The following is a 12,747-nucleotide window of genomic DNA, read 5'->3' as shown; positions in this document are numbered from 1 at the left end:
CCACCACGCGCGACGCGTGACCCGCGCCGCCCTCCGGGACAGTTCAGGCCTCCCGGGGGGCGGCGCACCCCTGCGTGCCGTCGTCGGCGCGTGCCCCGATCTGCCCCGTTGAACAGGAGCACCCATGTCAACGTCCTCCGTGTCGAGCGGCAGCTTCGCCATCGACGGACTCGTCTCCGGCCTGGACACCACGAGCCTCATCAACTCGCTGATGTCCATCGAGACGGTCCCGCAGACGCTCCTCAAGAACAAGGTCACCGCGACCACCGCGTTCGTCTCGTCCCTGCAGACCATCAACTCCCTGGTGCAGACCCTCGCGACGAAGGCAACCGACGCCGCCAAGCCCGCGTCCCTCGACGTCTTCTCCGCCACCAGTTCGGCCCCCGGGGTCACGGTCGCCACGAGCGCCACCGCCGCGCCCGGGTCCATCAGCTTCTCGGTCGGGTCGACCGCGTCCGCCCAGGTCGGCGTCACCGCGGCGATGTCGACGTGGTCCGTCGACGCACAGCCGCTGACCATCACGAAGGCCGACGGCACGACCACGACCGTCACGCCGAAGTCCGGCTCGCTCGACGACGTCGCCGCCGCGATCACCAAGTCCGGTGCCGGGGTGACCGCCACCAAGGTGCAGGCAGGGACCGCTGCCGACGGCACTCGGCTCTGGCGGCTGCAGCTCAGCTCGACCGCCTCCGGTTCAGCAGGCGCCTTCACGATCCACCGCGGAACGGCCGACGAGGTCGCCGCGGGCACGGCGACGAACGTGCTCACGGAGGCTGGTGCCGCGGTCGTCAAGCAGGCGAGCGACGCGTCGGTCACGCTGTGGGCCGGCACCGCTGCCGCGCAGACCGTCACGAGCGCGTCGAACACCTTCCGCGACCTCGTGCCCGGCGTGGACGTCACCGTCTCCCAGGCCACCACCGACCCCGTCACCGTCTCGGTCGCGCAGGACACGACCAAGGCCCAGTCGGTCGCGTCCGGCCTGGTCGACGCCATCAACGCGGTTGCGTCCTACTACGCCTCGAACACCAAGGTCACCAGCACCACGAGCCCGTCCACCGGTGCGACGACGACGACGGCGGGTGTGCTCCTCGGCGACGCCAGCAGCCGCGACGCCGTGCAGCGCCTGACGAGCACGATGTCGGCCCCGGTGAACGGCAAGTCCCCGTCGTCGATCGGCATCTCGATCACCCGGTCCGGTGACTTCACCTTCGACGCGGACGTCTTCCAGAAGGCCCTCGCCGCGGACCCGCAGGGCACCCAGGCGATCCTGTCCGGGATGGCCACCGCCGTCGGTGCCGCTGCGACGTCGGCGTCGGACAAGTACACCGGCTCCATCACCACCGCGATCACCGGCCAGCAGGCCGTGGTCAAGGACCTCAACGACCAGATCGACCGCTGGACCGACCGCCTCGCGGCGCGGAAGTCGACGCTGCAGACGCAGTACGCGGCGCTCGAGACCAGCCTCAGCAAGCTCCAGTCGCAGTCGAGCTTCATCGCCAGCCACCTCGCCTCGACCTCGTCGAGCTGAGCAGGAGACCCCCATGTACACGAACCAGACGCAGCGCCGCAGAGCCCAGTACACGAACGAGTCGGTGCTCTCCGCGACGCCCGCGCAGCTCGTCACGATGCTCTACGACCGCCTGCTGCTCGACCTGCACCGCGCCGAGGCCGCCCAGGTCGGGTCCGACTGGGACGCCGCCCGCGACCAGCTCCTGCACGCCCAGGCCATCGTCGGGGAGCTGTCCTCGACCCTGCGCATCGACGCGTGGGACGGCGGCGAGGGCCTGCTCGCGATCTACAACTACGCCTCGACCTCGCTCATCACCGCGAACGTGCACCGCGACGTGCAGGCCACGCGCGACTGCGTCCGCATCCTCGAGCCCCTGCGTCAGGCCTGGCACGACGCGGCCGCCGCGATGCCGGCCGCCCCGACCGTCGTCGGCGCGCACGCAGGCGGAGCACTCGGTGTCGCCTGAGGCCGACCCCATCGCCGGAGCCGACGCCGACCCCACCACCGGATCCGACGCCGGGCCCGGCACCGACGCCGACCGCGTCACCGCCTGGGAGGCCGTCCTCACGTCCCTGGAACAGGCGACGGTCGACGACGACCCGGCCCCGTGGCGCGAGCCGACCGGGCTGGGTCCGATGCCGCGCGGACTGGCGGGTCGAGCCTCCCGGCTGCTCGCCGCGCAGCGGGACCGGATGGCGACCCTCGACCGGGACCGCCGGCAGGCGCTGGAGCACCTCGGTGCGCTCCGCCAGGTCGACGCGACCCGTGCGCCGCAGCGCTCGGTGTACCTCGACGCCTCGGCCTGAGCCGCACCCGGCCCCCGTTCGGGGCGAGCGCTAACGACCCTCACGACGGGTTCCGATAGCGCCACACGAGCACGGATCGCTCGACAACCGGCCAGGGATCGGCCACCACCGCACGGCGACGTCACCACCGGTGACGGCGCCGCGTCCGAGGGGGACCCCTGTGTTCGATTCCGTCACGTCGGCAGCGCTGCAGAGCGCGCTCGACGGTCTGTCGATGCGCCAGCGCGTGATCGCGAACAACATCGCGAACATCAACACCACGAACTACCACGCCGAGAAGGTGCAGTTCGAGGACGCGCTCGCGAAGTCCATCGTCGACGGCAAGGGCTCGACGACGCCGACCATCGCGCGGAGCCTCGAGCCGACGAACACGAACGGCAACAACGTCAACCTGGACGAGGAGACGCTGTCGAACATCGACACCGTGCTCCGGTACCAGTTCGCCACGCAGGCGATGAACTCCGAGCTCACCAGCGTCCGTGCGGCGATGCGGACGAACTCGTGACCACGTTCGACGCGATCGGGATCGCGAGCACCGGCCTCACCGTGCACCGCAAGTGGCTCGACGCGATCTCCGACAACATCGCGAACGTCAACACGGTCAAGTCCATGGACGACACCGCCTTCCAGGCCCGCTACGTCGAGGTGCAGGAGGGCAACGGGGTGTCCGGCGCCTACGTCAAGGGCGCCGCGTTCGGCAGCGCCGCCGGCCGTGTCACGTACGACCCGGACAACCCGCTCGCGAACGCCGAGGGGTACGTCCGCATGCCGGACATCGACCTCGGCACGCAGATGGCGGACCTCATCATGGCTCAGCGCGGCTACCAGGCGAACGCCGCCGTGGTCGACCGTGCCAAGACCGCCTACGAGGCGGCACTGCAGATCGGGAAGAACTGATGCCCATCGACGGCGTGAACGGCGTCACCACGAACGCCATGACGAACGCGCTCACCTCGGTCTCCGGGACGAGCAGCGACATCGGCACCTCGGCCACCTCCGGCACCGAGGGCACCGGCGGCAGCGGCTTCGCCGCGTCCCTCGGCAACGCGGTCGACGGCCTGCAGCAGCTGCAGAGCGACTCCAAGACGCTCGCGCTCAAGGCGGTCACCGGCAACCTCGACGACATCCACGACGCCACCATCGCGTCCACCCGCGCACAGGTCACGCTCGAGCTCGTCGCCGCGGTCCGCAACAAGGGCGTCGACGCCTTCAACGAGATCATGAGGATGCAGGCCTGATGCCCGCTGCACTGCAGAACCTGTTCGGTCGCCTCGGCGGCTACGTCAAGGGCTTCACCGCCGCCCAGCGCACCATCGCGATCATCGGTGTCGCCGCGCTCGTGCTCGGTGGCTTCGCGCTGGCATCGTGGCTCGGCAAGCCGTCCTACGCGCCGCTGTTCACCGGCCTGGCCGCGGCGGACGCGAGCTCGGTCACCGACCAGCTCACCACCGACGGCGTCCCGTTCCAGCTCACCGACGGCGGCGCGACGATCCTCGTCCCGCAGTCGAAGGTCTACACGGAGCGGCTCAAGGCCGCGTCGAACGGGCTGCCGTCGTCGAACGAGGGCGGCTACTCGCTGCTCGACACGATGGGCGTGACCAGCTCCGAGTTCCAGCAGGACGTCACGTACAAGCGCGCGATCGAGGGCGAGCTCGCCAAGACGATCTCCGCGATGGACGGCGTGCAGACCGCCACCGTGCAGCTCGCGATCCCGAAGAAGTCGGTGTTCGTGTCCGAGGAGAAGGACCCGACCGCGTCGGTGTTCATCGCCACGAAGAACGGCACCGAGCTCTCCACCGACCAGGTCCAGGCGATCGTGCACCTGACCAGCGCCGCCGTCGAGGGCATGCAGACCACGGACGTCTCCGTCGTCGACCAGAAGGGCCAGACCCTCTCCGCGGTCGGCACCGGCGCGACCGGCTCCGGCAGCGACCAGGCCGCCGACTACGACGCCGCGACGAGCAAGAAGATCCAGGACCTGCTCGACACCACCCTCGGCGTCGGGAACGCCAGCGTGGTCGTCTCCGCGACCATGAACCAGAACACGGGCACCCGCACGTCGGAGTCGTACACGACGCCGACGACCGGCCCGGTCGCGCTGAACGAGTCGTCCACCACCGAGCAGTACGGCGCCGGCACCGGTGCCGGTGGCAAGGGCGCGACGGGCGTCCTCGGTCCGGACAACATCGCGGTGCCCAACGGCACGGCCGCCAGCGGGTCCTCGACCGGTGACGACGGCTACAAGAACGAGTCGGCGACGAAGAACAACGCCGTCGACCACACCACCGAGACGACGCAGATCCCGGCCGGTGCCGTGGACCGCCAGACGGTCTCGGTCGCCCTGAACAGCAAGGCCCCGTCGGTGCAGAGCGCGAACCTGCAGAGCATCAACGACCTGGTGTCCGCCGCCGCCGGCACCGACACCGCCCGCGGTGACCAGGTCAAGGTCGCGATGATGGACTTCGACACCAGTGCCGCCGACGACGCCGCCAAGGCGCTCAAGGCCCAGCAGGAGTCGGACCAGCAGGAGGCCCTCTGGTCCGCTATCCGCACCGCCGGCATCGTGGTCGGCATCGCCCTCGCCCTCATCACGCTGATGATCGTGCTGGTCCGCCGCGGCCGCCGACAGGAGCGCGAGACCGTCGACGTCGGCGAGCTCGACGCCTTCGGCACCGCGTTCGAACTGCCGATGGCCGTCGACGCCGCCGACGCCCGCGCCGGGCTGCTGGCGGGGAGCGACCCGGCCACGGTCGCCCTGCCGACGCTGCCGCACGACGACGCCCCGACCGAGATCCTCACGACCGACGAGGTCACGGCCGAGCGCCGCCGCCAGGACATCTCCGCCCTGGCCGAGCGTGACCCGAAGCGCACCGCCGACCTGCTCCGCGGGCTGCTGGACGACCGGAGCCCGGTGTGAACGGCCCCGCCGTCAAGGCCGGCGACCGCTCCCTGAGCGGCGCGCAGAAGGTCGCGCTGATCCTCATGCAGATGGAGACCGACCGCGCCGCCGAGGTGATGAAGCAGTTCTCCGAGCTCGAGGCCGAGGAGATCTCCGCCGAGATCGTCCGGATGCGCCGCGTCGAGGACACCGTCGTCGACCAGACCCTCAGCGAGTTCCACCGGATGACCCAGAGCGGTCGTCGCCAGCGCCGCGGTGGCAAGGACGCCGCGATGGGCCTGCTCGAGGCCTCGTTCGGCTCCGAGCGCGCCGCCGGCGTGATGGACCGGCTCGCGTCGAACCTGGCCGGCCAGTCGTTCGACTTCCTCGACGACGCCGAGCCCGGGCAGGTCGTGTCCCTGCTCGAGGGCGAGCTGCCGCAGACGATCGCGCTCGTGCTCGCCCACCTCAAGCCCGCGCAGGCCAGCGCCGTGCTCGCCGGGGTCGACGACCGCGCCCGCACCGACGTCGCGCAGGCGTTCGCCACCATGGGCTCCGCCACCCCCGAGTCCGTCGGGATCGTCGCCGGCGTGCTCCGCCAGCGTGCCGGGGCCGTCGTGTCGCCGCGCGAGAGCGTCGAGGTCGTCGGGGGCATCCAGCCGCTCGTCGACATCATCAACCGCTCCGACGTCGCGACCGAGAAGGCCGTGCTCGACGGCCTCGAGGCCCGCGACCCCGAGCTCGCCGAGGACATCCGCTCCCGCATGCTCACGTTCGAGGACATCGTCAAGCTCGAGTCCCGCGACATCCAGCAGGTCCTGCGCGGCATCGACTCGAAGATCCTCGCGACCGCCATGAAGGGCGCGGCGGGCCCGGTCACCGAGACCATCCGCGCGAACGTGTCCGAGCGCAACCGCCAGCTGCTCGACGACGAACTGCAGTCGATGGGGCCGGTCCGCGTCTCGCAGGTCGAGGAAGCGCGTGCCGAGGTCGTCCGCTCCGTGCGCGAGCTCGAGGCGCAGGGCGTCATCACGGTGCACCGCGCCGAGGAGGACGAGCTCGTTGACTGACACCTTCGAACGCCTGGCGTTCCCCGTCGTCGCCGACGCCGGGTTCGCGAACCGGGTCGCCAGCGCCGAGGTCCGTGGCCACGCCGCCGGGTACGCCGCCGGGCTCCGTGTCGCGCACGCAGAGACCGAGGCGCTCCGTGCCCGGCTCGACGCCGAGCACGCCGCCCGGTCCGCCGCCCTGGAGGCCGAGACGGCCCGCCGGGTCGCGGCGCTGGTCGCCGCCACCGACGCGCTCCTCGCGCGCACCGTGCCGGTCCTGGAGTCCGCCGAGCAGTCGGTCGTCGACGCGGCCATGGAGCTCGCCGATGCCGCAGTCGGGTACGCGATCCGCGCCTCCCGTCCGGCTCCGGACACGGCCAGTGCCGGCCTGGAGGCTCGGGCCGACTCCGGCGCGGAGGCCACCGTCCGCCGCGCCCTCGCCCTGGTCGACCACACCGTCGCGATCGCCGTCCGGCTCAGCCCGGCCGACGCTGCCGCGGTCGCCGCCCTCGACCTGCCGGTCGCCGTGCGCGCCGACGTCATGCTCGCCGACGGCGACGCCGTCGTCGACCTGCCCGACGGCGTGCTCGACGCCCGCATCGGTGTCGCGCTCGACCGCGCGAAGGACGCGCTGGGGGTGTCCGCGTGACCGCGACGCTCCTCCGTCCCCGCGCGCTCGACGCGGCCGTCGCCCTCGCCGCACCGCAGCGGGTCGGCGTCGTCACGAGCGCGGTCGGCCTCGGCCTGACGGTCGCCGGCCTCGACGCCCGCATCGGCGAGGTCGTGCTCGTCGGCCACGAGGACGGACCGCAGACCGCCGTCGAGGTCGTCGCCACCGACGTGACCGGGGTCCGCTGCATGCCGCTCGGGCGCCTGACCGGGATCACCGCCGGCACCCCGGCACGGCCCACGGGTCGTCCGGTGCTGGTGCCGACCGGTCGCGGGCTCTTCGGCCGCGTGCTCGACGGGCTCGGTCGTCCGATCGACGACCGCGGGCCGCTCGACGCCGACGACTGGGTCGAGCTCGACCACGCCACCCCGAACGCCATGGCCCGCACCCGCATCGACACCCCGATGCAGCTCGGCGTCCGCGTGCTCGACACCCTGACGACCGTCGGCCGCGGGCAGCGCATGGGCCTGTTCGCCGGGTCCGGCGTCGGCAAGTCCTCGCTGCTGTCGATGATCGCGCGGGGGAGCGACGCCGCCGTCAACGTGATCGCCCTGGTCGGGGAGCGTGGCCGCGAGGTGCGCGAGTTCCTCGAGGACGACCTCGGCGCCGAGGGCCTCGCCCGCTCGATCGTCGTCGTGTCCACCTCGGACGAGCCGGCGCTGATGCGCCTGCGTGCCGCGTTCGTCGCGACCCGGATCGCGGAGTCGTTCCGCGACGCCGGGCAGGACGTCGTGCTGATGATGGACTCGCTCACCCGCGTCGCGATGGCGCAGCGGGAGATCGGCCTGTCCGTGGGGGAGCCGCCGGCCACGCGGGGCTACCCGCCGTCGACGTTCTCCGTCCTCGCCGGGCTGCTCGAGCGCGCCGGCACCGACCGCGTCGGGAGCATCACGGGCCTGTACACGGTGCTCGTGGACGGCGACGACCACAACGAGCCGATCGCCGACTCCGCCCGCAGCATCCTCGACGGGCACGTCGTGCTCGACCGCAAGCTCGCCGTGACCGGGCACTTCCCGTCCGTCGACGCCCTCGGGTCGATCTCCCGCGTGGCGTCGAAGGTCACGTCCCCCGAGGAGCGGTCCGCGGCGACGGCGCTCCGGAAGGTGATGGCCGCACGGAAGGCGGCGCAGGACCTGCTCGACGTCGGCGCGTACCAGCGCGGGTCGAACCCGCTCGTCGACGCCGCCGTGGACCACCAGGACGCGATCGACGCGTTCCTGCGCCAGGGGATGGACGAGCGTGTCACGTCCGCCGACTCCTGGCAGCGCCTCGGCGGCTTGGTCCGGCAGCTCGGGGGCGTCCGGTGAACCGCCGCTTCCCGTTGGCCGGGCTCCTGCGCCTCCGGCACGCCGAACAGGACCGTGCCGCAGCGTCCCTGGCGGCCGCGAACGACCGCGTCCGCGAGGCCGCCGACGCCCGCATCGCCGCCCGTCGCACGCTCGAGGACACCGGCGTCGTGATGCCGATCCAGGACGCCGCGACCCTGAGCGCCGTGGCCGCTGCCCGGGCCGCGACCCGCGGGATGCTCCAGGAGCTCGACGCCGTGGTGCAGAACCGCCGCGTCGACGCCGACCGGGCGCAGGACGACTACAACACCGCACGCCGGTCGGCACTCGGGCTGGAGAAGCTCGAGGAGCAGCACGGCACCCGCGTGGCGGCCGAGGAACTCCGCACGGAACAGACCGTGCTCGACGAGATCGCGGCACGTGGCCGCGTGGAAGGTGGTGCTCGATGAGCCTCGACGCCGTGCTGAGCCGGATCTCCGAGATCCGCTCCCAGATCGACACCCTGCAGAACGGGGGCGCCACCCGGACGTCGGCGGCCCCCGGGTCGACGGCGGACTCGTCGACCGCGTTCGCCTCGGCCCTCGCCGGCGCGAACGGCTCGACGGGCACCGGGACGACGACCGGGGCGGCGGCTGCTGCCGCGGTGGCTCCCGCTGCCCCGGCGACCTCCGTGGACGCCGGCGCCGGGACCGTCGCGACGGGCAGCGGTGCCACCGGGGACGACGTCGTCGCCGACGCGAAGAAGTACCTCGGTGTGCCGTACGTGTTCGGCGGCACCACGACCGCCGGCATGGACTGCTCCGGACTCGTGCAGACCGTCTTCAAGGACCTCGGCGTGACGATGCCCCGGGTCGTCCCGGACCAGGCGAAGATGGGCACCGAGGTCGGGTCGCTCGCGAACGCGCAGCCAGGAGACCTCATCATCCCCAAGGGCAAGGGCCACGTCGTCATCTACGTCGGCGACGGCAAGGTGCTGCACGCACCGCACCCCGGCAAGGACGTCCGCATCGTCGACAACTGGTACAAGGACAGCGACATCGCGACCATCCGTCGCATCGTGCCGTCCGCGCAGGAGGCCGCCGCGACGAAGGCAGCCCAGGCCGTCTCCGCCACGCCGGCAGCCGGTGGCACCGACCTGCAGACCGCCGCGCTGATGTCGCTGCTGCAGACCGGGAAGGCCGCCGCATGAGCATGACCATCGCACCGAGCGCGCCGGCGACCCCCGCCCGGAGCGGATCGAGCACCCCTGCCGCAGCCGGCACGAGCACCGGCTTCGACGCCGCCATGCGCGCCGTCGGCAGCGACCACGGCGCACGCCGCGACCGCCCCCGGACCGACGCCGGGCACGACGAGCGCCGTGACGCTCCCGCTGACGCCGCTGCGACGGCTGACGCCGCGACCGCGCCGGCCACGGAGCCGAGTCTCGCCCAGGTGGACGGTCCTCGCGACGCGGGGGCCGAGTCCGGTCCGGGAGCGCGAGACTCGGTCGCGGATGCTGCGTCCGGCGCGGCGGGCGCGGCCGCAACGGCCCCGAGACTCGCGCTGAGCGAGATGGCTCGGGTCGCCGGGGTCGACTTCGGCCGCGCGGCACGGGCCTCGTCCGCCGCAGTGACCGGCGCGGCGGGCAGCACGACGGCCGATGCGGCTGGTACGACTACCTCGGCCGCAGGCACCTCCGCGCCGGTGTCCTCGGCCGTGCTCGTGGCCGCCGCGACCCTCGCGGCACCGACGACGACGAGCACGACGACCGCGGGCACGACCACCGCGGGCACGACGACGACTGGCGCGGCCGCGACGAGCCCGAGCACGACGAGCCCGAGCACGACGAGCCCGACCACGACGAGCCCGACCACGACGGACCCGGCGGCGAGCACGACGACGGCGGACCCGGCGTCGAGCACGACGGCTGCGAGCACGACGGCGACGAGCGCCTCGGCTGCGAGCACCACGACGACCGGTGCGACCTCCGCGGCGGGGCCGACCGACCCGTCGGGCGCGGCAGCACCGTCGCCGACCGGCACCACGGGCGCCGCAGCCGCGCCGACCGCCCCGGCCCCGGACGCCGCCACACCGACTGCTGCTGCCGCGCCGCTCGTGCAGGCTGCCCCGACGCCGCCCGCCGTGCCCGCCACCCCGGTCACCGCCACCACGCCAGCCGCCGCAGCCGCCGCCGTCGCGATCGTCGCGACCACGACGACCGAGCCCGGTCACCGTGCCGAGGTGGGCCAGCGCCCGCAGGCCGACCAGGGCCTCCCGGCTGGACCGACCGGCCGCGCGCCGGAGGTGGCCTTCGCGCTCCCGACGACCGCACCCGCCGCTCCGGCGACGGCCACGGCACCGGCCGCGACGACCGCCCCCGCGCCCGCACCGCTCGCTCAGCAGCTCGCCCGACCGCTGTTCACGCTCGCGCAGGCCGGCACGGGTGAGCACGTCGTCACCGTCCACCTGGTCCCGGACTCGCTCGGCCCGGTCACGGTCCGGGCAGCCGTCGGCGCGCACGGGATGCACGTCGAGCTGTTCGCCGCCTCGGACGCCGGGCGCGACGCGGTCCGCCAGGTCTTGCCGGACCTGCGCCGCGACGCCGCCGGCAGCGGGGTCGCGACGACGCTCGACCTGTCGTCGCAGAACCACCCGGACCGACCGGCCGGCGACTCCGCCGGTCGCGACGGACGTCCGGCAGCCGGTGGGACCGGAGCCGACGACGACCGGGAGGCTCGCCCCACCACCGCACGCACCCTGCGTCCCACACCCACCACCGTCCGCACCGCGGGACTCGACGTCCTCGCCTGAGGCCTGACGACAAGGAACAGACACCATGCCGATCGACGGGATCACCGGGAGTGTGGACCAGGCCGCGCAGGCCGCCGCACTCGCTGCGAACAGCGGCTCGAAGACGTCCCAGACGATGGACTCCGAGGTGTTCATGAAGCTGCTCGTCACGCAGCTGCGGAACCAGGACCCGTCGTCGCCGATGGACACCAACCAGATGATCAGCCAGCAGACGCAGCTCGCGATGATGGAACAGGTCACCAACCAGACCACCACGGGGAACGAGAACTTCTCGTTGCAGATGCGGATCGCCGCGGCGAACCTCGTGGGCAAGCAGGTCAGCTACACGGACGCCGTGTCAGGGGCCTCGATCACCGGGACCGCATCAGCGGTCTCGTACGCCAAGAGCGTCCCGACCGTGACCGTGAACGGGAAGGAGGTCGATCTCGACGTGATCTCCGGTATCAAGACCGCCTCCTGATCCACCTCCCCCTGCTCTCCACTCTTCTTCCTCGCCCTGAAAGGCACACACCATGCTCCGCTCGCTCTACTCCGGGATCTCCGGCCTCCGCTCGCACCAGGAGATGCTCGACGTCACGGGCAACAACATCGCCAACGTGAACACCGTCGGCTTCAAGGCCTCGTCGACCGTCTTCCAGGACACCCTGTCGCAGATGACCCAGGGCGCCGGGGGACCGCAGACCGGGATCGGCGGCACGAACCCCGCCCAGATCGGCCTCGGCGTGCAGGTCGCCGGCGTCTCCACCAACTTCGCGCAGGGCTCGGCGCAGGCCACCGGCAAGGCGACCGACCTGATGATCTCCGGCGACGGGTTCTTCGTCACCCGCCTCGGCAACGACACCGTCTACAGCCGCGCCGGCGCGTTCGACTTCGACGCCAACGGCCGTCTGGTCAGCTCGGACGGCAAGATCGTCCAGGGCTACCCGGCCACCAACGGGGTCGTCAACGACGGCGGCGCGCTCACCGACATCACCCTGCCGATCGACGCGGCGGCCCCCGCCACGGCCACCAGCTCGGCGACGGTCACGGGCAACCTGCCGTCCGACACCGCCGTCGGCCAGACGCTGAACCGCGACGCCACCGTGTACGACCAGTACGGCACCAAGCACACGATGTCCCTCGCGTACCAGCGCACCACCACGGGCTGGACCGTCACGGCCAGCAACGGCCAGGGCACCTCGAAGACCGCCGACATGACCTTCAAGGCCGACGGCACCATCGCCTCCGGCGGCACCATCGCGGTCGGCGGCATCACCGTCGACATGACGCAGCTCTCCGGCTTCGCCACGCTCAACACTGCGTCGATCTCGTCGCAGAACGGCCACGAGGCCGGGTCGCTGCAGGGCTACTCGATCTCGAAGGACGGCACCGTCGTCGGCAGCTTCTCCAACGGCTCGTCGCTCGCCATCGGCCGCATCGCCCTCGCGACCTTCGCGAACCCCGCCGGCCTCGAGAAGACCGGTGCGTCCGGCTACCGCACCACCGCCAACTCGGGCCAGGCGAACGTCGGCACCCCGGGCTCCGCGGGCATCGGCTCGCTCGCGTCGGGCACGCTCGAGATGTCGAACGTGGACCTGTCGCAGGAGTTCACGAACCTGATCGTCGCGCAGCGCGGCTTCCAGGCGAACGCCCGCATCATCACCACCTCCGACGAGGTGCTGCAGGAGCTGACGAACCTCAAGCGGTAGTCGTCGGGTCATGACCGCGACGACATGACGGACGGGAGGCCCGGTGCCAGCTGGCACCGGGCCTCCCGTC

General features: G+C 72.5%; 15 protein-coding genes. All 15 read left to right on the top strand.

The genetic code is table 11. The features are described from left to right. Window positions 1-124: 124 nt before the first annotated feature. Window positions 125-1,528: a flagellar filament capping protein FliD gene (gene fliD / locus ITJ68_RS09440; protein ID WP_194661026.1), complete on the top strand. Its 1,404-nt coding sequence runs from the start codon at window positions 125-127 to the stop codon at window positions 1,526-1,528. A 13-nt stretch (window positions 1,529-1,541) separates the two neighbouring features. Beyond that, window positions 1,542-1,976, top strand: coding sequence for a flagellar export chaperone FliS (gene fliS, locus ITJ68_RS09435; RefSeq protein WP_194625859.1), 435 nt, complete (start codon window positions 1,542-1,544; stop codon window positions 1,974-1,976). After that, window positions 1,966-2,316, top strand: a complete 351-nt coding sequence (locus ITJ68_RS19355) for a hypothetical protein (protein WP_267238465.1) — start codon at window positions 1,966-1,968, stop codon at window positions 2,314-2,316. Before fliS ends, ITJ68_RS19355 begins: the two co-directional genes overlap by 11 nt. Window positions 2,317-2,476: 160 nt before the next feature. Beyond that, window positions 2,477-2,821: a flagellar basal body protein gene (locus tag ITJ68_RS09425; protein ID WP_194661025.1), complete on the top strand. Its 345-nt coding sequence runs from the start codon at window positions 2,477-2,479 to the stop codon at window positions 2,819-2,821. Then, window positions 2,818-3,213 carry a flagellar basal body rod protein FlgC gene (locus ITJ68_RS09420; protein ID WP_194625857.1) on the top strand — a complete coding sequence of 132 codons (396 nt, stop codon included), beginning with the start codon at window positions 2,818-2,820 and terminating at the stop codon, window positions 3,211-3,213. Before ITJ68_RS09425 ends, ITJ68_RS09420 begins: the two co-directional genes overlap by 4 nt. After that, complete coding sequence (gene fliE, locus ITJ68_RS09415; protein WP_111073323.1) at window positions 3,213-3,554, top strand: flagellar hook-basal body complex protein FliE; 342 nt, start codon at window positions 3,213-3,215, stop codon at window positions 3,552-3,554. Before ITJ68_RS09420 ends, fliE begins: the two co-directional genes overlap by 1 nt. Beyond that, window positions 3,554-5,233: a flagellar basal-body MS-ring/collar protein FliF gene (gene fliF / locus ITJ68_RS09410; protein WP_194661024.1), complete on the top strand. Its 1,680-nt coding sequence runs from the start codon at window positions 3,554-3,556 to the stop codon at window positions 5,231-5,233. The genes fliE and fliF overlap by 1 nt, the downstream gene beginning before the upstream one ends. After that, window positions 5,230-6,264, top strand: a complete 1,035-nt coding sequence (fliG, locus tag ITJ68_RS09405; protein ID WP_194661023.1) for a flagellar motor switch protein FliG — start codon at window positions 5,230-5,232, stop codon at window positions 6,262-6,264. Before fliF ends, fliG begins: the two co-directional genes overlap by 4 nt. Beyond that, window positions 6,257-6,892: a hypothetical protein gene (locus tag ITJ68_RS09400; RefSeq protein WP_194661022.1), complete on the top strand. Its 636-nt coding sequence runs from the start codon at window positions 6,257-6,259 to the stop codon at window positions 6,890-6,892. The genes fliG and ITJ68_RS09400 overlap by 8 nt, the downstream gene beginning before the upstream one ends. Then, a complete protein-coding gene (locus ITJ68_RS09395; RefSeq protein ID WP_194661021.1) occupies window positions 6,889-8,220 on the top strand; it encodes a FliI/YscN family ATPase in 1,332 nt (443 codons plus the stop codon). Before ITJ68_RS09400 ends, ITJ68_RS09395 begins: the two co-directional genes overlap by 4 nt. Then, a complete protein-coding gene (locus ITJ68_RS09390; protein ID WP_194661020.1) occupies window positions 8,217-8,648 on the top strand; it encodes a flagellar FliJ family protein in 432 nt (143 codons plus the stop codon). Before ITJ68_RS09395 ends, ITJ68_RS09390 begins: the two co-directional genes overlap by 4 nt. Next, on the top strand, window positions 8,645-9,388 hold the full coding sequence (locus ITJ68_RS09385; protein ID WP_194661019.1) for a C40 family peptidase: 744 nt from the start codon (window positions 8,645-8,647) through the stop codon (window positions 9,386-9,388). Before ITJ68_RS09390 ends, ITJ68_RS09385 begins: the two co-directional genes overlap by 4 nt. After that, window positions 9,385-10,989 (top strand): flagellar hook-length control protein FliK, encoded by a 1,605-nt coding sequence (locus ITJ68_RS09380; protein ID WP_194661018.1) that lies wholly within the window; start codon window positions 9,385-9,387, stop codon window positions 10,987-10,989. The genes ITJ68_RS09385 and ITJ68_RS09380 overlap by 4 nt, the downstream gene beginning before the upstream one ends. Window positions 10,990-11,014: 25 nt before the next feature. Next, window positions 11,015-11,449, top strand: coding sequence for a flagellar hook assembly protein FlgD (locus ITJ68_RS09375; protein ID WP_194661017.1), 435 nt, complete (start codon window positions 11,015-11,017; stop codon window positions 11,447-11,449). Between the two features lie 52 nt (window positions 11,450-11,501). Beyond that, window positions 11,502-12,677 carry a flagellar hook protein FlgE gene (locus tag ITJ68_RS09370; protein ID WP_194661016.1) on the top strand — a complete coding sequence of 392 codons (1,176 nt, stop codon included), beginning with the start codon at window positions 11,502-11,504 and terminating at the stop codon, window positions 12,675-12,677. The last annotated feature ends 70 nt before the right edge of the window (window positions 12,678-12,747 follow it).

The sequence above is a fragment of the Curtobacterium sp. VKM Ac-1395 genome (genome assembly GCF_015350975.1).
Taxonomy (GTDB): domain Bacteria; phylum Actinomycetota; class Actinomycetes; order Actinomycetales; family Microbacteriaceae; genus Curtobacterium.
The sequence above is the reverse complement of the archived record's forward strand: the minus strand, read 5'-3'. Positions and strand labels throughout refer to the sequence as shown.

Bases quoted from the DNA above. Each gene is read 5' to 3' on its own strand.
- fliE (WP_111073323.1), top strand. From the start codon at position 3,213: ATGCCCATCGACGGCGTGAACGGCGTCACCACGAACGCCATGACGAAC.
- fliF (WP_194661024.1), top strand. From the start codon at position 3,554: ATGCCCGCTGCACTGCAGAACCTGTTCGGTCGCCTCGGCGGCTACGTC.
- fliS (WP_194625859.1), top strand. From the start codon at position 1,542: ATGTACACGAACCAGACGCAGCGCCGCAGAGCCCAGTACACGAACGAG.
- ITJ68_RS09375 (WP_194661017.1), top strand. From the start codon at position 11,015: ATGCCGATCGACGGGATCACCGGGAGTGTGGACCAGGCCGCGCAGGCC.
- ITJ68_RS09385 (WP_194661019.1), top strand. From the start codon at position 8,645: ATGAGCCTCGACGCCGTGCTGAGCCGGATCTCCGAGATCCGCTCCCAG.
- fliD (WP_194661026.1), top strand. From the start codon at position 125: ATGTCAACGTCCTCCGTGTCGAGCGGCAGCTTCGCCATCGACGGACTC.
- ITJ68_RS09380 (WP_194661018.1), top strand. From the start codon at position 9,385: ATGAGCATGACCATCGCACCGAGCGCGCCGGCGACCCCCGCCCGGAGC.
- ITJ68_RS09370 (WP_194661016.1), top strand. From the start codon at position 11,502: ATGCTCCGCTCGCTCTACTCCGGGATCTCCGGCCTCCGCTCGCACCAG.